The 23,054-nt window shown below is 42.1% G+C and carries 21 protein-coding genes and 2 tRNA genes; 22 read left to right on the top strand and 1 reads right to left on the bottom strand.

From position 1 onward, the window contains the following. Nucleotides 1-481: 481 nt before the first annotated feature. From LC036_RS13695 to uvrC, 7 genes are all read left to right on the top strand, one after another. Nucleotides 482-2,185, top strand: a complete 1,704-nt coding sequence (locus tag LC036_RS13695; protein WP_226583559.1) for a long-chain-fatty-acid--CoA ligase — start codon at nucleotides 482-484, stop codon at nucleotides 2,183-2,185. 99 nt (nucleotides 2,186-2,284) lie between these two features. After that, entirely contained in the window at nucleotides 2,285-2,875 is a 591-nt protein-coding gene (locus LC036_RS13690) for a TetR/AcrR family transcriptional regulator (protein ID WP_226583558.1), read from the top strand. A 14-nt stretch (nucleotides 2,876-2,889) separates the two neighbouring features. Continuing rightward, nucleotides 2,890-3,660, top strand: a complete 771-nt coding sequence (locus LC036_RS13685) for an enoyl-CoA hydratase (RefSeq protein WP_226583556.1) — start codon at nucleotides 2,890-2,892, stop codon at nucleotides 3,658-3,660. 20 nt (nucleotides 3,661-3,680) lie between these two features. Beyond that, nucleotides 3,681-4,454 carry an electron transfer flavoprotein subunit beta/FixA family protein gene (locus LC036_RS13680; RefSeq protein WP_226583553.1) on the top strand — a complete coding sequence of 258 codons (774 nt, stop codon included), beginning with the start codon at nucleotides 3,681-3,683 and terminating at the stop codon, nucleotides 4,452-4,454. 25 nt (nucleotides 4,455-4,479) lie between these two features. Beyond that, nucleotides 4,480-5,460 (top strand): electron transfer flavoprotein subunit alpha/FixB family protein, encoded by a 981-nt coding sequence (locus LC036_RS13675; RefSeq protein ID WP_226583550.1) that lies wholly within the window; start codon nucleotides 4,480-4,482, stop codon nucleotides 5,458-5,460. A gap of 133 nt (nucleotides 5,461-5,593) precedes the next feature. Next, a complete protein-coding gene (trxA, locus tag LC036_RS13670; protein WP_226583548.1) occupies nucleotides 5,594-5,908 on the top strand; it encodes a thioredoxin in 315 nt (104 codons plus the stop codon). Between the two features lie 116 nt (nucleotides 5,909-6,024). Then, nucleotides 6,025-7,818, top strand: a complete 1,794-nt coding sequence (gene uvrC, locus LC036_RS13665) for an excinuclease ABC subunit UvrC (protein ID WP_226583544.1) — start codon at nucleotides 6,025-6,027, stop codon at nucleotides 7,816-7,818. Between the two features lie 14 nt (nucleotides 7,819-7,832). Here uvrC and LC036_RS13660 read toward each other — a convergent pair whose 3' ends face one another. Beyond that, nucleotides 7,833-8,276, bottom strand: a complete 444-nt coding sequence (locus tag LC036_RS13660) for a YslB family protein (RefSeq protein ID WP_226583542.1) — start codon at nucleotides 8,274-8,276, stop codon at nucleotides 7,833-7,835. Nucleotides 8,277-8,556: 280 nt separating this feature from the next. Between LC036_RS13660 and LC036_RS13655 the strand changes: the two genes are divergently transcribed. From LC036_RS13655 to LC036_RS13585, 15 genes are all read left to right on the top strand, one after another. Further along, a complete protein-coding gene (locus LC036_RS13655) occupies nucleotides 8,557-9,177 on the top strand; it encodes a succinate dehydrogenase cytochrome b558 subunit (protein WP_226583539.1) in 621 nt (206 codons plus the stop codon). 62 nt (nucleotides 9,178-9,239) lie between these two features. Continuing rightward, nucleotides 9,240-10,991: a succinate dehydrogenase flavoprotein subunit gene (sdhA, locus tag LC036_RS13650; RefSeq protein ID WP_226583536.1), complete on the top strand. Its 1,752-nt coding sequence runs from the start codon at nucleotides 9,240-9,242 to the stop codon at nucleotides 10,989-10,991. Between the two features lie 14 nt (nucleotides 10,992-11,005). Then, complete coding sequence (sdhB, locus tag LC036_RS13645; RefSeq protein WP_226583534.1) at nucleotides 11,006-11,770, top strand: succinate dehydrogenase iron-sulfur subunit; 765 nt, start codon at nucleotides 11,006-11,008, stop codon at nucleotides 11,768-11,770. A 264-nt stretch (nucleotides 11,771-12,034) separates the two neighbouring features. After that, nucleotides 12,035-14,365, top strand: a complete 2,331-nt coding sequence (locus tag LC036_RS13640; protein WP_226583531.1) for a sensor histidine kinase — start codon at nucleotides 12,035-12,037, stop codon at nucleotides 14,363-14,365. Next, nucleotides 14,362-15,009, top strand: a complete 648-nt coding sequence (locus tag LC036_RS13635; protein WP_226583528.1) for a response regulator transcription factor — start codon at nucleotides 14,362-14,364, stop codon at nucleotides 15,007-15,009. Before LC036_RS13640 ends, LC036_RS13635 begins: the two co-directional genes overlap by 4 nt. A gap of 94 nt (nucleotides 15,010-15,103) precedes the next feature. Beyond that, a complete protein-coding gene (locus LC036_RS13630; RefSeq protein WP_008635211.1) occupies nucleotides 15,104-15,328 on the top strand; it encodes a helix-turn-helix domain-containing protein in 225 nt (74 codons plus the stop codon). Between the two features lie 203 nt (nucleotides 15,329-15,531). Further along, a complete protein-coding gene (locus LC036_RS13625) occupies nucleotides 15,532-15,969 on the top strand; it encodes a MarR family winged helix-turn-helix transcriptional regulator (RefSeq protein ID WP_226583956.1) in 438 nt (145 codons plus the stop codon). A 23-nt stretch (nucleotides 15,970-15,992) separates the two neighbouring features. Next, the gene (gene racE, locus LC036_RS13620) at nucleotides 15,993-16,814 is read left to right on the top strand and encodes a glutamate racemase (RefSeq protein ID WP_226583526.1); all 822 of its coding nucleotides are present in this window, start codon (nucleotides 15,993-15,995) and stop codon (nucleotides 16,812-16,814) included. Between the two features lie 282 nt (nucleotides 16,815-17,096). Continuing rightward, on the top strand, nucleotides 17,097-18,188 hold the full coding sequence (locus tag LC036_RS13615; RefSeq protein WP_226583523.1) for a GerMN domain-containing protein: 1,092 nt from the start codon (nucleotides 17,097-17,099) through the stop codon (nucleotides 18,186-18,188). 138 nt (nucleotides 18,189-18,326) lie between these two features. Next, nucleotides 18,327-19,088, top strand: a complete 762-nt coding sequence (gene rph, locus LC036_RS13610; protein WP_226583521.1) for a ribonuclease PH — start codon at nucleotides 18,327-18,329, stop codon at nucleotides 19,086-19,088. Continuing rightward, nucleotides 19,088-19,681 (top strand): XTP/dITP diphosphatase, encoded by a 594-nt coding sequence (locus tag LC036_RS13605; RefSeq protein WP_226583519.1) that lies wholly within the window; start codon nucleotides 19,088-19,090, stop codon nucleotides 19,679-19,681. Before rph ends, LC036_RS13605 begins: the two co-directional genes overlap by 1 nt. A 13-nt stretch (nucleotides 19,682-19,694) precedes the next feature. Then, nucleotides 19,695-20,219, top strand: coding sequence for a metallophosphoesterase (locus LC036_RS13600; protein WP_226583517.1), 525 nt, complete (start codon nucleotides 19,695-19,697; stop codon nucleotides 20,217-20,219). Between the two features lie 256 nt (nucleotides 20,220-20,475). Next, nucleotides 20,476-20,549 (top strand) — tRNA-Gly (locus LC036_RS13595). A 157-nt stretch (nucleotides 20,550-20,706) separates the two neighbouring features. Further along, nucleotides 20,707-20,780: transfer RNA gene (locus tag LC036_RS13590), tRNA-Arg, on the top strand. Nucleotides 20,781-21,476: 696 nt separating this feature from the next. Continuing rightward, complete coding sequence (locus LC036_RS13585) at nucleotides 21,477-23,033, top strand: acyl-CoA carboxylase subunit beta (protein ID WP_226583516.1); 1,557 nt, start codon at nucleotides 21,477-21,479, stop codon at nucleotides 23,031-23,033. Nucleotides 23,034-23,054 lie beyond the last annotated feature (21 nt).

Genomic DNA, 23,054 nt, shown 5'->3' with positions numbered 1-23,054 from the left:
TGTTGATTATGTAAGTGGATAATTATCGTGAATATCAGATATCTAGTGGGCTTGATTTCGAAATGTTTGATTGTGAGGGAGATCAAAAAGGGTTCCGCGGGCGTGTGCTGAGCCTCCTTAAACGGCACAGACGTCCTTCTGGGTCAAACGGGAGTCTCACAGTTTGGCCGACCCTAATTAACGATAGAGTGAAAATCCAGCAGGTGCATTTCCTCGCTAAAGCTTAAGCATCGGGGGGATTCAACAAACGTAACACATACAAATGAAAATGTTTATACTCTTCTCTACACATATAATCTTAAACCGAACCTTCTGTAGAAGATAAGTTTATTAAGGTGAAAGCTATGATTTTAACTTTTTATGATCGTGTGTTTTTTGTGCGGATCAAGGCGAATATTCTCAAAATTTAAAATTCTGTTTTAAATATCGGTCTTTAGTCGTTATAATAATAAAGAAGATACTCTAAGGGAGGCGTGTATGAATGACAACCTTTCAGCGTCCATGGCATAAGCTCTATCCACCAGAGGTCCCAGTGACGATTGAATACGAAAATCGTCCGCTCCATGATTATTTAAGAGCAAGTGCTGAAGCTTACGGTGAAAAGAAAGCGCTTTATTTTATGGGGAAGGAGCTCACCTACAAGGAAGTGTACGACCAGGCTCTACGTGTAGCCAACTATCTTCAGCAGCTCGGTTTGGAAAAAGGAGACCGGGTATCAATTATGCTTCCGAACTGTCCCCAATCAGTAATCGCTTATTATGGTGTCCTGATGGCAGGGGGAATAGTTGTTCAGACAAACCCGCTCTATATGGAAAGAGAGCTGGATTATCAATTAAATGATTCTGGAGCTAAAATCATCATCTGTCTCGATGTTCTTTATCCAAAGGCAGCAAACGTTAAGCCTGATACACCACTTGAACACATTATTGTAACTGGAATTAAAGATTATCTGCCTTTCCCTAAAAACAAAATCTATCCATTTATACAAAAGAGACAGTATCAGGTCCTTGTAAGACCGGAACAATCGACAGACACCCATCTATGGAGTCACCTTATGAAAAACAGCACCAGCTCGGTATCTCCTGTCGATATTGATCCTGTAGAGGACCTGGCTCTTCTGCAGTATACAGGGGGCACAACAGGGTTTCCAAAAGGAGTTATGCTTTCTCACTATAACTTAATTGTAAACACTCAGATGTCTAAGAAGTGGTTGTATAAATGTAAGGATGGAGAAGAAACAGTTCTTGCTGTCCTGCCTTTCTTCCATGTATATGGTATGACATCCGTGATGAATTTATCTGTTATGATGGGAAATAAGATGATTCTTATGCCGAAGTTTGAAGCAGAAGACGTTCTGAAAGTGATTGAAAAGCAGCGTCCGACTCTTTTTCCAGGAGCGCCTACCATTTATATTGCATTATTAAATCATCCGAACTTGAAAAAATATGATCTATCCTCCATTGAAGCCTGTATCAGCGGATCTGCTCCTTTACCTGTAGAGGTTCAAGAGAGATTTGAACAGGTCACAGGAGGAAAGCTGGTCGAAGGATATGGTCTGACAGAAACGTCACCGGTTACCCATTCCAATTTTGTATGGGGGAACAGGGTCAGTGGCAGTATCGGGGTTCCATGGCCGGATACAGATGCGAAAATCTATAAAATGGAAGCCGAAGAAGAAGCGGAAAATGGAGAGATTGGTGAGATTGTCGTCAAGGGCCCTCAAGTAATGAAAGGGTACTGGAACCGACCTGATGACACAGCTCAGGTGCTTAGTGAAGACGGATGGTTCCGTACCGGGGATATGGGCTATATGACTGATGAAGGCTATTTTTACATTGTAGATCGTAAAAAAGATATGATTATCGCCGGAGGATATAACATCTACCCTCGAGAAGTCGAGGAAGTGTTATATGAGCACTCTGAAGTGCAGGAGGCTGTTATTGTAGGTGTACCTGATCCGTATCGTGGAGAAACCGTCAAAGCCTTTATTGTGAAGAAACAGGGCAGTGATATTACAGAGGATGAGCTGAACGAATACTGCCGTAAAAATATGGCTGCTTATAAGGTTCCAAGGGTGTATGAATTCCGTAAAGAACTGCCAAAAACGGCTGTTGGGAAAATTTTGAGACGGACATTAATAGAAGAAGAGAAGTTGAAATTTGAGGAATCAGAAAGTATTCAGTAATTTTTTAAAAGAAAGTTGACAGAATATTTCCTTGTATGTAGAATAATAGATGAATGATGATTCATTCATTTTCAGTTTGTTACAGCAAGGAGATAGACAATGAAAAAAAATAAACCGAAATTTAAACAGATTATTGATGCAGCAGTTGAAGTCATTGCTGAAAATGGGTACCACTCTTCTCAAGTTTCTAAAATTGCTAAAAAAGCAGGAGTAGCAGATGGTACGATATATCTTTATTTTAAAAACAAAGAAGATATCCTCGTTTCTTTGTTCCAGGAGAAAATGGGGCAGTTCATAGAAAAGATCGAGCATGAAATAACCTCTGGGCAGACAGCTGAGGAAAAACTTTTAACATTGATTAAAACACATTTTGAACAGCTGACTGCCGATCATCACCTCGCAATTGTCACACAGTTGGAACTACGTCAGTCCAACAAAGAATTGCGTCAAAAAATCAACAATGTTCTAAAACGATATTTAAATGTCATCGATCAAATTGTTGAGGAAGGTGTTGAGGAGGAGCTTTTCCGGAGCGGCCTTGATCGCCGTCTTGTACGTCAAATGATTTTTGGGATGATGGATGAGACGGTGACCAATTGGGTGATGAAGGATCAGCGTTATAACATAGTAGACCAGGCGAAAGAAGTCCATAGCTTGATTACTTATGGGTTAGCCCGACAAGGTCATTGAGGGGAGAGGTTGTTTTGTCAACATTATCGGTAGTGGTCAAAGAACAGGTGGCTGAGATTACAATTCAAAGCCCACCTGCCAATGCATTATCCAGTACGATCTTAAACGACTTGTCAGATGAGTTAGACCGAATTGAGGGGGATGCTTCTATTAAAGCTATTCTCCTTAAAGGAGAAGGACGGTTCTTTTCTGCAGGGGCAGACATTAAAGAGTTTACTGTTCTGCAGGGGGCTGATGACTATAAACAGCTCGCATCTAAAGGGCAGGAGTTGTTTTCTAGAATTGAAAACTTCCACATTCCTGTCGTCGCCGCTATTCACGGGGCTGCCTTGGGAGGCGGCTTAGAATTGGCGATGGCCTGTCACATCCGATATGTAGCTGAGGATGCGAAGCTGGGACTGCCTGAGTTGAACCTTGGCATTATTCCTGGCTTCGCAGGTACCCAGCGTCTTCCAAGGTACGTTGGGGCAGCCAGGGCCTACGAGATGATTCTCTCGGGAGTACCAATTAAGGGAGAGGAAGCTTCACAAATAGGCCTGGCCAACAAGAGCTTTTCCAATGATGAACTTTTCCCGGCAGCTGAGAAACTGGCTGCGGCCATCGCTAATAAGAGTGGACCGACCATTCATCATATCATGAAGCTCATTCCCTACGCACATAGTACACAATTTGAGGCAGGGAACAAGGCAGAGGCTGAAGCATTTGGGGAAGTGTTTGGAAATGAAGATGCCAAAGAAGGAATACAGGCATTCATAGAAAAAAGAAATCCTGATTTCAAAAATTAATGTCCAGGAGGTTTTAGAAAATGAACATTTATGTATTACTGAAAAGAACATTCGACACTGAGGAAAAGATTACGGTTCAAAATGGTGCGATTGCAGATGATGGTGCAGAATATATCATTAATCCATACGATGAGTATGCGGTTGAAGAAGCGATTAACCTTCGTGATGAGCATGGCGGAGAGGTGACTGTTGTAACCATCGGTGAAGAAGATTCAGAGAAGCAGCTGCGTACGGCACTTGCTATGGGGGCTGATAAAGCGGTTCTCATTAATACAGAAGATGACCTTGAAGAAGGGGATCAGTTCACTACTGTTAAGATTTTAGAAGCGTTCTTTGAAGATAAAGAAGTAGATATCATTCTTGGTGGTAATGTTGCCATTGATGAAGCAAGCGGTCAGGTTGGTCCGCGTTTAGCTGAACGCATGGATATCTCATGTGTGACAACCATTACAAAGATTGAAATTGATGGAACAACAGCGAAAATTGAACGTGATGTTGAAGGGGATGTGGAGAAAGTAGAAACTTCTCTTCCACTACTTGTAACATGCCAGCAGGGACTGAATGAACCCCGCTATCCTTCTTTGCCGGGTATTATGAAAGCCAAGAAGAAGCCGCTTGAAGAACTGGAGATCGATGACCTTGATCTTGATGAGGACGATGTTGAACCGAAAACGAAAACGATAGAAATATATCTTCCACCAGAAAAAGAAGCAGGCAAAGTTCTTGAAGGGGAAGTAGATGATCAAGTGAAAGAGCTTGTTTCATTGTTAAAAACAGAAGCGAAGGTACTTTAATCGATAAAGGGAAAGGAGAATCGTTATGAGTAAAAAAGTGTTAGTGATTGGGGAAGCAAGAGAAGGGGAATTGCGAAATGTAACTTTTGAGGCCATTGCAGCAGCCGGCATTATCAGTGACGGTGGAGAAGTGGTCGGTGTATTATGCGGAGATGGAGATTTAAATGCAATGGCACAGGAAATGGTGTATCATGGGGCTGCTCGTGTCATTACTGTTTCGAACCCAGAATTGAAAACGTATACATCTGATGGCTATGGTCAGGCGGTTTCTCAAGTTATTGACGATGAGTCACCTGAAGGAATTGTTATGGGACACACAGCTATTGGGAAGGATTTGACTCCTAAACTTGCAAGTAAACTGGAATCCGGCTTAATTTCCGATGCAACAGAAGTGGTTGCAGAGGGCGGAGATATTGTCTTTACACGCCCGATTTATTCCGGAAAAGCTTTTGAGAAAAAGCAGATCACTGACGGCCTGGTATTTGCTACAATCCGTCCTAATAACATTCCTCCACTTGAGAGAGATGATTCCCTGGTTGGATCTGTATCTGAGAAAGAGGTGGAGATCTCTAATATCCGCACCATTATTAAAGATGTACTTCGTAAATCTTCTGATGGCGTAGATTTATCTGAGGCGAAAGTTATTGTAGCAGGCGGCCGCGGAGTGAAAAGTGAAGAAGGTTTCGAACCATTGGAAAAGCTGGCTGAAGTTCTTGGAGGAACCGTTGGGGCTTCAAGGGGAGCTTGTGATGCTGGTTACTGCGATTATTCCCTGCAGATTGGTCAGACCGGAAAAGTAGTTACTCCAGACCTGTATATTGCATGCGGGATCTCAGGCGCTATTCAGCACCTGGCGGGCATGTCGAACTCTAAAGTGATTGTAGCCATTAACAAAGACCCTGAAGCCAACATATTTAACGTGGCTGACTACGGCATTGTTGGAGACTTATTCGATGTTGTACCGAAACTGATTGATGAAATTAAACAAATAAAAGTGAATGCTTAACTAATGAGCCGAAGCCAAATATTTGGCTTCGGCTTTATTCCATGTTTAAATAAGGTATAAACAAATTGTTAGTCACTAAAAATAGATAGTGATATACTCTTAACAGACTATTAGGTCGAGGAGGAATTATATTATGGCAATTGTAAAAGCTACAGATCAAAATTTCACTGAAGAAACAGGCCAGGGTCTTGTCCTTGCTGACTTTTGGGCTCCATGGTGCGGACCATGTAAAATGATCGCTCCTGTATTGGAAGAATTAGATACAGAAATGAGCGATCAGGTGAAAATCGTTAAACTTGATGTTGACGAAAACCAGGAAACAGCTGGTAAGTTCGGCGTTATGAGTATTCCAACACTCCTTCTTTTCAAAGATGGTCAGGTCGTTGACCAAGTGATTGGTTTCCAACCGAAGGAAGCTCTAGCTGAATTAATTACGAAGCATTCCTAAGAGGAAAACTATTCCTTTTAAAGCCGCGCTGCATGCAGCGCGGCTTTTCATATGCATAACTTTTCTATCATGTGGTATTTTCTATATATACGTCTGCATGGAATGGAGTGAGCCATTTGAATTCAACGATTAAAGAGAAACTTGCCGTATTGCCTGATCAACCAGGCTGTTATTTGATGAAAGATAAAAACGGCACAATCATCTATGTAGGGAAGTCCAAAGTGTTGAAAAACCGAGTTCGCTCCTATTTTACCGGAGCTCATGACGGGAAAACACAGCGACTTGTTCGTGAAATTGTCAATTTCGAATACATTGTAACGACCTCTGAAATAGAAGCCCTAATATTAGAAATGAACCTCATAAAAAAATACGACCCTAAATATAATGTGCTGCTTAAAGATGATAAAACCTACCCTTATTTAAAAGTAACAGCTGAACGTCATCCGAGGCTGATAGTGACCAGAAATGTAAAGAAAGACAAGGGGAAATATTTTGGTCCGTATCCAAACGTCATTGCAGCAAGAGAAACGAAGAAATTGCTGGACCGGTTATATCCACTGCGTAAATGCAATACGATGCCGGATCGCGTTTGTCTTTATTACCACATGCACCAATGTCTTGGTCCGTGTGAATTTAAGGTGACGAAACAGACGAACGAAGAAATTGTCCAAAACATTACTTCGTTTCTGAATGGTGGTCATACAGAGATTAAAAAAGACCTGAAAAAAAGAATGCTTGAAGCTTCGGAAGAGCTGGACTTTGAACGTGCCAAAGAACTCCGGGATCAGATTGAACATATTGAATCGGTTATGGAACAGCAGAAAATGACTATGAATGATCAAGTTGATCGGGATATTTTTGGCTATTCCTATGATAAAGGATGGATGTGTGTCCAAGTCTTCTTCGTCCGTCAAGGGAAGTTAATCGAACGTGACGTTGCCTTATTCCCATTCTTTGATGATCCAGAAGAAACATTCATTAGTTATATAGGGCGTTTCTATTTACATCAAAATCATCCATATCCGAAGCAGGTCCTTGTTCCAATGGCCACGGATGTTGATGTGCTTGAAGGTGCGTTGGATACAAAAGTCCATATTCCAATGCGGGGCAGAAAGAAAGAGCTTGTGGAATTAGCTATGAAAAATGCGCAGATCTCATTAGAAGAGAAGTTTGCGCTGATTGAAAGAGATGAAGAAAGAACGATTAAAGCTGTCGAAGCTCTAGGGGAACACATGAATATAGAAACGCCCCATCGCATTGAAGCCTTTGATAACTCCAATATACAAGGGGCGGACCCTGTATCTGCCATGGTTGTCTTCACAGATGGAAAACCAGACAAAAAGGAATACCGGAAATATAAAGTCAGGGATGTTAAAGGACCTGATGATTATGAAACGATGAGAGAAGTAGTCAGGCGGAGGTATAAACGGGTATTAAAAGAAAATCTCCCGCTTCCTGATCTAATCGTTGTAGATGGAGGCAAAGGCCAGATGACAGCCGCCGTTGATGTTTTAGAGAATGAACTTGGCATTGATGTGCCGCTGTGCGGACTGGCTAAGGATGATAAGCATAAAACAAGCGAACTTTTATATGGAGACCCTCCAAGTCCGATTAACCTTGACCGCCAATCTCAGGAATTTTATCTCGTCCAGCGTATCCAGGACGAAGTTCACCGCTTCGCCATTTCATTCCACCGCCAGTTAAGAGGGAAAGGGGCTATTCAGTCAGAACTGGATAATATTCCGGGAGTAGGTCAGAAAAGGCGACGCCTCCTGCTGAGACATTTTCAGTCGGTAGCAGATATTAAAAATGCTGACATCGCAGATATTACAAAATTGGGTGTGCCTGAACCTGTAGCAAATACGATCCTTATTCACCTGAATAACGAAGAAGAACCAGCTGAAGAATGACAGCTGGTTCTTTTTTAACCTTTAAGAGCTTTAATTTCTACAAGGTTTTCTTTTTGATTTTTTTCTTCAAAACATTCGTATGTATGACCTGTGATCTGCTGAATAATCTCCGATAAGAAACCGCACTCCAATCGGAATTCAATGGTAAGTAATTTTTGGTGCAGGCGTTTTTCGATCATATGCCCCTTAAGGTGAAACAAGATTTCTTTTTTGTTTTCTTTTATTTTAACAAGTTCACCCCAGCCCATGTATTGGAAAAATTCATAGAGTTCGTCGAAAGATTCAATGCTCGACTGCCTGGCCATGTTTTTCCCCATGTAATAGAGAAGGTATGGGGCGTCCTTTCCGAGAAAATCGGGAAGGGTGTAATAACGCATAAGATCGAACCCTGCTCCTGTGCCCACAAGCGATGAAATGTTGCTCGTTGTTAACTTCGTAGATTCTTTCAAAACGCTCATTCCTTTCTCTCTTTATTATCACTCGAAATGTGACTGTGTGCAATAATATTTGTCTTATTTTATCGAAAGGAAATAAATGTGTATTTTTGAGCATTTTATAAACTAGCTTTCTTGACGCTTATACGGGATAGAAGTACAATAAACATGTCACAAATTGTACATTGGCCAGACGACTATAGGGAAAAGGGGCTTTTCCTATTATTTTTATTGCTTTATTAAAGCGCTTAACTGTCTGAATAATGTCCATTTTCAATCTGTTAATATCTCGAGGGGGGTAAATATGGCGGGAACAAGAGGATACGTTAATCGAAGACTGCATTCACTACTAGGGGTTATTCCCATTGGGATCTTTTTGATCCAGCACTTAACTGTGAACTATTTTGCAACACGTGGCCCGGAAGCATTTAACGCGGCGGCTCATTTTATGGAGAGTCTGCCATATCGTTATGTATTGGAGACTTTAGTCATCTTCTTGCCACTATTGTTCCATTCCATATATGGAGTGTACATTGCATTCACAGCTAAAAGTAACTTATCTAATTTTGGCTATTTTAGGAACTGGATGTTTATCTTCCAAAGAATCACAGGAATCATCACACTTATTTTCATTGCGTGGCATGTGTGGCAGACAAGGATTGCTGTAGGGTTCGGATGGGCAGATTTGAACTATCAGTTGATGGAGGACATCCTTACAGAACCTTTCTTTTTCTGGTTCTACATAATAGGGGTGATTTCAACTACTTTCCACTTCTCCAACGGCTTATGGTCGTTCTTCGTCAGCTGGGGGATTACAGTTTCACCTCGCTCACAGTTGATTATGACATATGCCAGCATCATTGTTTTCGTAGCGATCTCTTATGTGGGTGTTCGTACATTAATCCAGTTCGCATACGGAATATAATCTATTAAACTTGTTGTAACAAATAGAAAGACTTTTAGTATTCAAGGGAGTGAGCTTCAATCATGACAAATCGAAATATTGTTGTTGTTGGCGGCGGTTTAGCCGGCCTGATGGCAACAATTAAAGCAGCGGAACAAGGGGTTCACGTAGATTTGCTTTCTATTGTGCCCGTTAAACGTTCTCACTCTGTATGTGCCCAAGGTGGAATTAACGGGGCCGTTAATACAAAAGGTGAGGGGGACTCACCGTGGGAGCACTTTGATGACACCGTTTATGGCGGGGACTTTTTAGCGAACCAGCCTCCTGTTAAAGCAATGTGTGATGCAGCACCTGGAATTATTCATCTGCTGGATCGTATGGGAGTTATGTTTAACCGTACTCCAGAAGGTCTCCTTGATTTCCGTCGTTTTGGAGGTACCCAGCACCACCGTACAGCTTTCGCGGGGGCAACCACCGGTCAGCAGTTATTGTACGCACTTGACGAGCAGGTCCGCCGTCACGAAGTAAATGGTCTTGTTACCAAGTATGAAGGCTGGGAGTTTCTTTCAGCTATTGTAGATAATTCAGGAGTCGGACGCGGGGTCATTGGTCAGAACTTAAGTGACCAGGAAATAAGAGCTTTCCCTGCTGATGCCGTTATCATGGCTACCGGCGGTCCAGGAATTATCTTTGGTAAATCTACAAACTCAGTCATTAATACAGGTTCAGCCGCTGGTGCGCTTTATCAGCAGGGCGTAAGTTATGCGAATGGTGAATTTATTCAAATTCACCCAACTGCCATTCCTGGTGATGATAAGCTTCGTCTTATGAGTGAATCAGCCCGCGGGGAAGGCGGACGCGTTTGGACATATAAAGATGGCGAGCCTTGGTATTTCCTGGAGGAAAAGTATCCTGCCTATGGAAACCTCGTTCCGCGTGATATAGCAACACGTGAAATCTTTGATGTCTGTGTAAACCAGAAGCTTGGAATTAATGGTGAGAATATGGTTTATTTGGACCTTTCTCATAAAGATCCTAAGGAACTGGACGTTAAGCTTGGAGGAATCATTGAAATCTATGAGAAATTTGTAGGCGATGATCCTAAGAAAGTACCAATGAAGATCTTCCCGGCTGTCCACTATTCTATGGGCGGCATGTGGGTTGACTATGATCAAATGACGGACATCCCTGGAATTTTTGCAGCAGGCGAGTGCGATTATACACAACATGGTGGTAACCGCCTGGGTGCCAATTCCCTTTTATCTTCGATTTACGGGGGAATGGTTGCAGGACCGAATGCTGTTAAATACACAGAAGGTCTTGAAACAATTTCAGAGGAAATGACTTCTACTCTTTTTGAAGAGAAAGTGAAAGAAGAGCAGGAGAAATTTGAACAGATTATGGCTATGGATGGGGATGAGAATGCCTACCAGATCCATAAAGAGCTCGGCGAATGGATGACGGATAATGTCACCGTTGTAAGGGAAAATGAAAAGCTTAAGAAAACAGATGAGAAAATCCTGGAGTTGATGGACCGCTATCAACGCATCAATATTAATGATACATCCCGTTGGAGCAACCAGGGGGCCATGTTTACTCGTCAGCTCTGGAATATGCTTCAACTGGCGCGTGTCATCACACAAGGTGCTTATAACCGTAATGAAAGCAGAGGGGCGCATTATAAACCGGAATTTCCGGAACGTAATGATGAAGAATGGCTGAAAACAACGGTCGCTAGTTATGATAAAGAAAATAACAAACCGGTTTTCCGTTATGACGAAGTCGATACATCCTTAATTGAGCCTCGTAAACGTGACTACTCGAAGAGTAAATAAAGGAGGTAACGATCATGAGCGAAAATAAGACGATTACGTTTATTATCACCCGTCAGGACCACCCGGATGAACCATCTTATGATGAGAAGTTTGAGATTCCTTATCGTGAGAATATGAACGTCATTTCAGCTCTTATGGAAATCCGACGTAATCCTGTCAATGCTGACGGGGAACCGACAACACCAGTCTATTGGGATATGGGTTGTCTAGAGGAAGTATGTGGAGCTTGTTCAATGGTGATTAATGGGACACCACGCCAATCTTGTACAGCTCTTGTTGACCAGCTTGAACAGCCGATCCGTCTTGCACCAATGTCAACATTCCCGGTAAATCGGGATTTGGCAGTGGACCGCAGCCGCATGTTCGATTCACTTAAGAAAGTAAAAGCATGGGTTCCAATTGATGGTACGTACGATCTTGGTCCTGGACCGAAGATGCCGGAAAGCAAGCGTCAATGGGCATATGAACTTTCTAAATGTATGACATGTGGTGTTTGTCTGGAAGCTTGTCCAAACGTAAACAGCAAGTCTGACTTTATCGGGCCCGCTCCATTATCTCAGGTTCGTTTATTCAACTCCCACCCAACTGGAGCAATGAATAAGAGTGAACGCCTTCAGACCATTATGGATGAAGAAGGTCTTATGGGATGTGGAAACGCTCAAAACTGTGTACAGGCCTGTCCGAAAGGAATTCCTTTGACTACTTCAATTGCAGCTTTAAACCGAGACACGGCAATTGAATCTTTCAAGAGTTTCTTTGGCAGTGACCAGCGCGTATAATCTATAGGAAAAAAACCCCTGCACCTAATTAGGTGCAGGGGTTTTTTGTGAGTAATGAGTTACTGTGTTGATCACAGGCTTTAATGCCCCCCTCCTATAAAACCATTCTCTTGTCTTTCAGTCATGCAAAAGAAAATATAGGGATGAACGGTGGCTGTCTATACTCATTCCACTAATAGACTATCTGATATATATTCAGGGGTTGTAGGACTTGTGATGGATAGTATAATAGACTTGATTGAATAATGCTTAAGGGTGAGTGAAATGCGTCAATATAACTGGTGGCAATGGATCATTCTATCATTTTTTATGGTATCTGCCTGCTACTTAATTATCTTATCTGTAACACAGCCCTATCTGGGCATAGATGTACAAAAAAACCAACAAGGTGAGTGGATCATTACTGATATACAAAAAGACAGCTGGGGAGAGCGTCAGAATGTACCCATTGGATCTGAGGTTACGAGTGTTGAAGGGGAAAGCCCAGGGGAACACAGATCGGTTGCTATGTTCAATGAGCTGGAACTGGCGGATTCGTTTTCTGTTGAAAGGTTAGGAAGAGAAGTGACTTATGACAAGATCGGATACTCGACTCCATCCCATTGGATTCTTTATATTATTCTTCCTGTCCTATTTTTTATTGTTACTTTAGGGATTTCTTATCTCGTTCATAATCGTATCGAAAGAAGGTATTCGGCTAAGAAGTTAATTTTATTCTTTCTGGCTATTGCAACAGGATATTTAAGCAACAGCGGAGCCGTTCGGGCGGATGTATACAGTCTCTTTCTAAATACAACGCTTTTTTTAGTATCCCCTGTCATCCTGATTCATTTTCTATATAACTATTTTGATGAGTTGAATATCTATTGGTTCTCAAAAAAAGTCATCTATTACTTATACGCTTTTGTTTTTTGCGTATCTGGGTTTGAATTCTACTTTTTATTTACCTTTGAATATCCGGCTTTCTTTCAGCCGGTTCCACTAGTGTTATTACTCATTTTATATATTGTTTCATTCTTTATCATTTATAGAGGCTTATATGTTTACCGGGCAACATCTGTAGGTTCCATATTTAAATATATGGCGATAGGGATGACGGTCGCATTTTTCCCTTATATATGGCTGTATTTGATTCCGTCACTTACGTTCGGGGTCCAAATTATATCACTTGAAGTTGGAGCGGTGTTCTTAATAGCCCTTCCTGTAACATTTATGTATCTGATTACACGTGAGCAGTTGATTGATATTCACTTTGTGGTGAATCGTCTGCGTTATTATTTTATGCTTTCTTTCCTGCCGAGTCTTTTCCTTACATTTACGATCGGCTGGCTCATTCAAAGAAATCTATCTCCGATTATTTATATTCAAGTTTATCTGCTCATTCATACTTCCTTTATTCTCTTTTTATGGCTGAAGGAAGTGGTTGATTTTCGTATGCAGCGCTATTTGTTTTCTGCTCGTTACAGTTACCAGGAGAGTATGCACCGGATGGCTAAAGATATGAAAGATCAATCCAATGCGGTAGATTTAATGCGGGTCATGAGGGATGAAGTACGGAATGTCTTAAATGTCAGAGAAATCTATATTTATTCGAAGCACAATAAAAAGAACATGTACTGTGTGTATGATCAGATTCCTGAGGATATTATTGACCATTTCGATGAGCACCTCGCAGATCATAACTATGACATAGGTTCAATTATTGAAACGGAAAAGGGATTTGGAGTGATTGTCGGGTTCTCGCTTGAGAAATTGACCATGATGTGGTGTAAAGGGAAAAAGGATTTTACTACTTTGAACAGGGATGAAAAGACGTATTTACAAACCATTTCTCACAATGCCAACATTGCCATAGAAAATATGAACCTGATTGAGGATCTCGTCAAAGAGTTACGTACTCTCAGGAATGATCAAACACAGAAATATCCGACATGGCTGTCCCGCTTACTATTTACAATTGCTGAAAACCAACGGAAACAGCTGTCAATTGATTTACACGATACGGTGCTGCAGGAGCAATTGTATCTGTATCGTAAAATGGACGATTTAATTGGAAACAGACATGATTTAACTCAGAGTCTGCATGCAGAATTAGAAATGTACAAAGAGTCTCTGCTCGACAGCATTCACTTAATTCGAGAAACATGCAATGAACTCCGTCCTGCTTTCATAGAAGAACTTGGTCTTGTCCAGTCTCTAAAAAACTTAATTCATCAATACCAATTACGTTCGAACTTTACCGTGTACTTTTCTAATGAGCGGTTTGATGCGTATTTAGATCAGGAACGGATTCTCGCTATCTTCAGGGTTGTGCAGGAATTATTAACCAATGCGATGAAGCATTCAGAAGCGAAAATCGTAAAATTATCGCTTTCTAATGATGATAATCAAGTGATATTGCTGTATTCGGATAATGGGAAAGGAATGAATTCTTTCGTTAAGCGTGATCTCTTTTCTCATATAGGATTGTCAGGAATTGAGCAGCGTGTGAACGGATTGAATGGAAATATAGAAATTGAGACCGCTCCAGGTGAGGGGTTCAAAACCATTATCACCTTTCCCTACAAGGTAAATAAGGAGGTTCATGTAAGATGAATATATTAATTGTTGATGATCATCCCGCTGTAGGAGCAGGTACCAAATCAATGTTAGAGCAGGAAGAGGATATGAAGGTCGATGTCATTCATGAAAATGGGTGTGTGGAGAGTCTTCTGGAGAAGAAAGACTATGATATTCTACTGCTCGATTTGTATATGCCGGGCATAAATGGAATTGAACTTGCGAAGAGTGTAAGGAAGACACATCCAGATATTAAACTGCTTATCTACACTGGTTTTGATTTAAACACGCATTTTAATATGCTTGTAGAAGCAGATATCAACGGATTTGTCAGTAAGACAGCAACAAGCGAGCAGCTGGTTACAGCGATACGAAGTGCCTTAAGGGATGAAGTGGTGATCCCGTTACACCTGTTTAAGCAGCTAAGGCGTTCGGAAGCAAGCGTAAGTGAAACTTCGGAATCGGCCGCAGCAAAAGGTCTCTCCCTGAATGAAAAAGAGCAGTCGATCTTAAAGGAAGTAGCGTCCGGATTTACAAATAGAGAAATTGCCCAGACGCTTCATATGTCGCAGCGTAGTGTGGAATACACACTGACAGGGATTTTTAATAAACTAAACGTGCGGTCAAGAACCGAAGCGCTTTTTAAAGCCCAGGAATTCGGGCTTGTGTCTAAATCCTGAATGTATAGCACAAGGCAGCCCTTGAATTCATACGATACATGGACTAAATAATTCCCCTCGTGAAAGCTCAGGATCAACAAGGAGGGGTACGCTTGTGAAGGAGGACGGCTATCGGCCAACACAAATTCTAACCAAGCGGGAGCGAGAAGTCTTCGAGCTTCTAGTGCAAGATAAGACGACAAGGGAAATCGCAAAAGAGCTCTTTATTTCAGAGAAAACTGTGCGGAATCACATTTCAAATGCAATGCAGAAGCTGGGAGTGAAGGGACGCTCACAGGCAGTTGTCGAACTGCTGCGTATGGGTGAACTGGAATTATAATCTCCATAGATTAGCACAGTCATTGTTTTGGGATGGGGGAGTCCTTTCAGGTAGGGCCGCATCAATGTCTGGGCAATACCTGAAAGGGTTTTTTCTATAAATAAAGCATTAGCCTTGAATTTTTCACAGGGAACCATGAGAATGATAGGTACAAAGTATATTCGTTAGGAGTGCTGAAGGTGACTCATTCACAGGAAACGTCAATGATGGCAGATGTGGAGAAAGAACTACGTTACATAGCCGGAATCATTAAACAAAGAGGACGAGTAATCTTAAATCATTATCCAATTACAGCGCCGCAGTTTGTTGCTTTACAATGGCTGCTTGAGAAAGGTGACATGACTATTGGTGAACTTTCTAATTATATTCATTTAGCCTGCAGTACGACCACTGATTTAGTCGACCGCATGGAAAAGAATGAATTGGTAGAGCGTGTTCGAGATCCAAAAGACAGACGTGTTGTACGGATTCATGTTCTAAATAAAGGGAAGCAGATTATCCATGAAGTCATTGAGAAGCGGCAAAATTACTTGGAGGACGTTTTAAAAGACGTCCCCGTTGAAGATGTAGAAACATTAAACCGCTTATTGCAGGTTCTTCACCAAAAAATGAAAGAAACAGATCAAGAATCAGCCAACTAAGGTAGATAAAAGAGGGATGCAAAGTGAAACAGGCAATCGGAGTCATAGATTCTGGTGTGGGTGGACTCACCGTGGCAAGGGAATTGATGCGTCAATTACCTAAAGAAACATTTCTTTATTTAGGAGATACTAGAAGATGTCCTTATGGACCACGGTCAGAAGAAGAAGTACGTGCCTTTACATGGCAGATGGTCAACTATTTACTAGGTAAAAATATAAAGATGCTCGTTATTGCCTGCAATACTGCCACGGCTTATACGTTAGAGGAACTGCAGGAGGAACTGTCCATTCCGGTAATAGGAGTCATTGAACCAGGAGCAAGAGCCGCGATTAAAGTGAGTAAGAATAAGCGGGTTGGTGTGATTGGAACAGAAGGAACGATTGAGAGTAAAGCCTATCCTGATGCACTCATGTCTATCGACAGAACAATCAGGGTGAATGACCTGGCCTGTCCTCCACTTGTTCCAATGGTCGAGGAAGGAATTTTATCAGGACCGAAAGCACAGGGCATTGTTTCGCGTACGCTGAAACCTTTAAAGGACATGAATCATATTGACACATTGATTCTTGGATGCACGCATTATCCTCTCATAAAACACCTCGTGCAGCATGAGATGGGAGAACATATCCAGGTCATCAGCTCTGGAGAAGAGACGGCAAGAGAAGCAAGCTTAATTCTTGCTTATCAAAAAGCACTGGAGAAAGATGATGTGGACCCAGTTCATGAATTTTATACAACAGGGGATATGGAGAAATTCCGGCTGGTCGCGAATAGCTGGTTTGAAGAACCTGTCCAGGTGTTGAAATCTGTTGAACTCGAGAACGTTTCAAGCTCTGCCTATTAAGGCGGAGCTTTTTTTATCATCAACTTTGAATGGTTGTTCAAGATTTTTTTGCAAGGGTGCATTTTTTTCTAAGCAACTTAAACTTCCCCGCCTAAAACGATTGTTAAAATTGATTGCTGGGGGTGATTTAGAGAAGACGGTCGAGTAATTAACTTCAAAATAAATGAAACCCGATTCTTCCTAGAGCTGATTCGCTCCTCCACTTTTCCTTCAAAATGTCTGGTCTAATCCAATATGGGGCTCGTATACATGGTAGTACAATCTATCTCAGGAGGGAAAACTATGAAGAAGTATGGCTACAAACCCTTTATACTTGCGGTTTTATTAATGTTAAGTACAGGGTTGCTTACAGGCTGCCTTTTCGAAGGAGAGCAATCATTAGAGAAGATGGATACACCAGATGAGGTGGTTACGATGTCGCCAGAAGATAGTAGTGATGAAACAAGACCTCCAGCAAAAGGCGAAGGAGAAGGAGCTGAAAGTTCAGAAGACGAAGCGGCTTCAGCCACTGTCGCCCGTGAAATTTATTTGATGGATGCCAATGGGATGGTGGCACCGCAAACCCTGCAGCTTCCTGCTTCTAAAGAGGTCGCTACACAAGCCCTTGAATATATGGTGAAAGATGGCCCAGTCACAAACCTTTTACCGAATGGCTTTGAAGCCGTTCTTCCTGCTGGAACAGAGATCTTAGGACTAAATACAGAGGAAGATGGTACCCTGATTGTTGATGTATCGGAGGACTTCAAGAACTATGAAGCCAAAGATGAAGAGAAAATTCTTCAGGCCATGACATACACCTTAACTCAATTTGATAATGTGAAGCGGATCAAACTTTGGATTAACGGTCATGAACAAGAGGTCATGCCTGTTGACGGTACACCAGTTTCTCAAGGAGTTTCCCGTGCTGATGGAATCAACCACCTTGTGGGTGTTCAGACAGATGTTTTAAACAGCGAGGCAGTAACCGTATACTTCCCAGCTCAAAATGGTGAACAGGTGTATCAAGTACCTGTCACCACACGTGTAGAAAAAGGAAGCGATGAGTATGAATCAAGAGTGCAGGCTCTCCTTAATGGTCCGGAACTTGGTACTTCACTCATGAATCCTTTTCATGAAGGAGCCTTAATGGTGGGGTCAAGACTTGAAAATGGTGTCCTGTCCTTATCTTTTAACGAAAAAGTGCTCACAGGTACAGAAGAGCCTTCCTTGTCAGATGCAGCTCTTGCAAGTCTTGTGATGAGCATGACAGAACTTGATGGTGTGGAATCTGTAGAGGTCCAGGTGGAAGGAACCGAGCAGGTGTTTAGTGAATCAGGGGAACCGATTGCTGAACCTGTTTCAAGAAATGATATAAGCGGAGCAGAAGAAATGTAATCATAGCCCATAAAACGAGCGCTTCCAAAGTTCATCACTTTTGGGGCGCTCTTCCTATTCAGGTAAAACTACCAGAGGATATGTATTTTGTGTTAAGATGGGCAAGGATAAAGGTGTAGAAAAAGGAGGTCATCTTCGATGAGAACCGATCATCGTGAAGTAAATGAATTAAGAAATGTGACAATTGAAACAGATTACGTCAAGCATCCAGAAGGATCCGTACTAATCAGCTTTGGGGATACGAAAGTTATCTGCAATGCGAGTGTAGAGGACCGTGTACCTCCTTTTTTACGTGGACAAGGAAAAGGCTGGATTACAGCAGAATATGCTATGCTGCCAAGAGCAACCGAACAGCGCAATATCCGTGAATCATCCAAAGGAAAGGTTTCCGGACGTACAATGGAGATTCAACGTCTGATTGGGCGCTCTTTACGTGCTGTTGTAGACCTGGACAAAATCGGAGAACGTACAATCTGGGTGGATTGTGATGTCATTCAAGCCGATGGAGGAACCCGCACAGCTTCCATTACAGGAGCATTTGTAGCGGTTGTTATTGCTCTTGGGAAATTGGTCAAAAAGAAATCCATTAAAGCATTGCCAATAACAGATTTCCTTACGGCGATTTCTGTAGGTGTCCTGCCTGATGGAAAGGAAATCCTTGATTTGTGTTATGAAGAAGACAGCAAAGCCGAAGTAGACATGAATGTAATCATGACTGGTAATGGTGAGTTCGTAGAATTGCAGGGCACTGGGGAAGAAGCAACCTTCTCTATGCAGCAGCTTCAAACGATGCTTTCCCTGGCTGAAGAAGGCGTTACTGATCTGATCAAGATGCAGGAAGAAGCGATTGGTGAATGGGCAGACGTTATTAAAGGAAAAGCAGGAGCGGCAAAATCGTAATGAAAGAGCTTTTAGTCGCTACGAAAAATCAAGGAAAAGTAAAAGAATTCCGTGAAATGTTCTCCAGTTATGGTATTTCAGTAAAATCACTGCTCGACTTCGACAGCTCGATCGATATCGAAGAAACAGGGGAAACCTTTGAGGAGAATGCGGCAATTAAAGCAGAAGCGATGATGAAAGAACTGAGCCTGCCTGTTGTTGCTGATGACTCAGGGTTGGAAGTCGATGCACTTAACGGACAACCGGGTGTTTACTCCGCTCGATATGCAGGAATAGAGAAAGATGACGAAAAGAATATGCAGAAGCTTCTAAAAGAACTAGAGGGCACAGATGGTCCAGAAAGAACTGCCAGGTTCGTCTGTGCGGTAGCCGTTGCCAGGCCAGGTAAGGAAACGTTTATTGAACGTGGAACCTGCGAAGGGAAAATTGCAGAGGCACCAAAAGGCACTCAAGGCTTTGGCTATGATCCTTTATTTATACCAGAAGGATCAACCCGCACCATGGCTGAACATACTTCTGAAGAGAAGAACACCATCAGCCATCGTCATCATGCCATTAAGAAGATAGAACAATGGCTGAAAACTCAATCCTGAAGGCGGTGAGTATATGCCAAAAGTATTAATCCTAAGTGACACACATGGACTAACAGACGAAGTTTTGGAAATTAAAGAAAGACACCTGGACGTAGATGCCAGAATTCATTGTGGGGATTCTGAACTTGCCTACGGTTCCAAAGAATTAGAAGGGTTTCACTATGCAAAGGGGAACTGTGATTTTGAATCTGAAATGGAAAATGAACAAGTGGTTCGAGTAGGAGAGCTTACGATTCTCGCCACTCATGGACATTTATTTCAAGTGAAATCCACTTTGATGCCTCTTTCTTATAAAGCAGAAGAAGTAGGTGCTCAAGTAGCCTGTTTCGGTCATTCCCACATTGCAGGTGCAGAAAAAGTGAAGGATACTCTGTTCATCAACCCCGGCAGTGCAAGGCTGCCAAGAGACCGCGAGGAACCGACGTATGCGATTCTCGAATGGGAAACTCTTGACGAAGTCCACCTTCAGTTTTATCATGTGAATGGCGAACCAATGGACGATCTACAACTGACAACAGCATTAACAGCAAAGAAATAAATTCTTTGCTGTTACCCTGTTGACAAAATACGAGATCCCTAATATAATAATTTTTGTCGGCAACGAAAGACAGCAAAAAAACAGCAAATTAAATTTATAAATGCGGGTGTAGTTTAGTGGTAAAACCTCAGCCACGAGCTGAGCTTCAACCGAATCATCTGCGAGTTGCCCCGACGGATTCACTTCCTGAATCTTCTGGAAGAGGAAGGGGCATGAATGGAAATCTAAAAAACGAAGCTAATGAATTTATTCATATGCGGGTGTAGTTTAGTGGTAAAACCTCAGCCTTCCAAGCTGATGATGAGGGTTCGATTCCCTTCACCCGCTCCATACATATTTAAAACTTAATGAAATGTCCCAGTAGCTCAGCAGGATAGAGCATGAACGAATATGCTTCGAAGCGATGCTACAACGTACCGATTTACGTTCTTTAAAATCGGGACGACAGCTAATGAAAGTATGGTATCTTAATAAAAAATTTTATCATGTCCCAGTAGCTCAGCAGGATAGAGCAACAGCCTTCTAAGCTGTGGGTCGGGAGTTCGAATCTCTCCTGGGACGCTAACTAAAAAAACGCTGAAACCTTTGTTATCTGAAGGTTTCAGCGTTTTTTTAATAGAGTAATATAGGGAATGAAGAATAAAAAAATAGATGAACCCTCAGAGAAAGAATGATAATAAAGGTGATAAAAAGTAATATATAGAAGGAAAATAATCCCTTATGTCGAATTGTTGAATAAACCTCAACAAACTACCTCAATAAAGTTTTCAATTATTCTCACACTTCAATCATAGCAAATCATTCATAAGAATACGTAGTACTTAAGGCTCGTAATAATATTATGAATAAAAGATACTGACCGGTTAGTATGTAGAGAGGTGAATGTTATTTCTCATACGTCTTATTCGGTTTCTCTTTTTAGAAATTTTCAAAGGAGGGGGCGTAAGGTTGTTACCGTTTCATCGCAAAAAGCGAGAAGCGTATGTTGGAATTAGGCAAAAGGAAGCTGCACTGCTCTTTAAGGATGTGCTGCAAATAGTAGGTATGTTATTTGAGAAATAGGTTATTCCAGTTATTACTTCAAGTTTCAGGTGATCAGCTTACTAGATTTTTAGGAGTTGTCGGCAGCCGAAGCACTTTGAGGGAGTCACGTTTTAACTATTTGGTACAAGGACTCTAAGCACTTAAAATTTGCTTACTCCACTCAACTTAAGTGGAGTAGAGTATTTAATTGAATTGCAGAAAGAAGGGATTTTGATGCAAGAGGAAGTCACAATGAATCAGCTGCTGGAAGACCTGGAGAAAAGAAGGGAACGAGCGAAGTTGATGGGAGGGCAGGAAAAAATTGACCGCCACCATCAATCCGGTTTTTATACGGCAAGAGAGCGAATTGAGAAGTTACTGGATCAAGATAGTTTTCTGGAAATCGGCGGTCTGAGTCACTCGGAGTTTCCAGGAGCTGAACATAAAAGCGCCGGTGACGGAATAATCTGTGGACTTGGGAAAATAGATGGACGTCCTGTTGTCGTTGAGGCAATTGATAAAACGGTATTTGCCGGTACGGAAGGATCCGTTCATATTAAAAAATCAGAAGCGCTGCATGACTATGCGCTAAAGCGCGGGCTGCCTATTTTTAACCTTGGTGAAGGCGGCGGACTTCGGATGCCGGATGGAATGGGGGCAGATGGCATCAGTGATAAGTTATTTCCGCAGAACCTCCTGACAATTGGTCGTAAGGTGCCGATGATTTCGAGCATATTAGGAGATAGTTATGGGGGACCAACCTGGCTTGCTGTATCCTCAGATTTTGTCACTCAAGTAAAGGGAAGCTGTATGGCGGTAGCGGGTCCAAGAATGCTTGAGATGGCAACAGGCGAGAAAATTACACCAGAGGAGCTGGGTGGATGGAAGGTTCATGCCGAGACTACAGGGCAGACCGACCATGTATCCGACACGGAAGAAGATGCGATTGAGGCTATGAAGACATTTTTTCGCTATATGCCACTTAATGCCGATCAGGAACCACCGAAGAAGGAGACAGAGGATGACCCGAACCGTCGATTAGATGAAGCGATTGACTTTGTTCCTGCAAGAAGGACGAGAGCGTATGACATGAAGAAGCTGATCAGGATGATCGTAGACGAAGGAAACTTTTTTGAGTTGAAGCCATTATATGGACGGTCCTTAATTACGGCTCTTGCTCATCTGAATGGTCGAGTGGTCGGGATAATTGCCAACCAGCCGATGATGTTCGCCGGCTCAAGTGGTCCTGAAGAATGTGATAAGGCCACAGATTTTATCTGCTTATGTGATTCCTTTCATATCCCGCTCGTTTTCCTGCATGATATCCCCGGCTTTCGAGTAAGCAGTGCAGCTGAGAAAAAGAAGGTGCCAAGTAAAATCATGCAGTGGAATCAAGCGTTGGCTAGAACAACAGTACCAAAGCTTTCGGTGGTGATACGCAAAAGCATTGGTGCAGCGTACGGAAATATGTGCGGTCCAACAATGGGGGCAGATTCTGTTGTGGCTTGGCCGAGTGCTGAAATTAACTTCACTGGACCGGAAGTAGGAGTGAATGTAGTCTACGGCCGTAAATTAATGGAAGCAGATGAACCTAAACAAGCGCGTGAGGAATTATTGAAGACATGGGGCTTTGACAGCTCTCCATACAAAGCAGCCGGGAAATTCATGATCGATGATGTCATTGACCCGCGTGATACAAGAAAGTACTTATGTCAGATGCTTGAGTATGCCTGTGTCAATAAAGGTTCAAAAAGTAAACGATTATTAGCTGATTGGCCGACAAGCTTTTAATAACCAAGGAGGGTGCGAGTA

Origin of the sequence: Halobacillus litoralis (assembly GCF_020524025.1) — a bacterium.
GTDB classification, from domain to species: domain Bacteria; phylum Bacillota; class Bacilli; order Bacillales; family Halobacillaceae; genus Halobacillus; species Halobacillus litoralis_D.
This window is presented reverse-complemented; position numbering and strand designations above follow the sequence as displayed.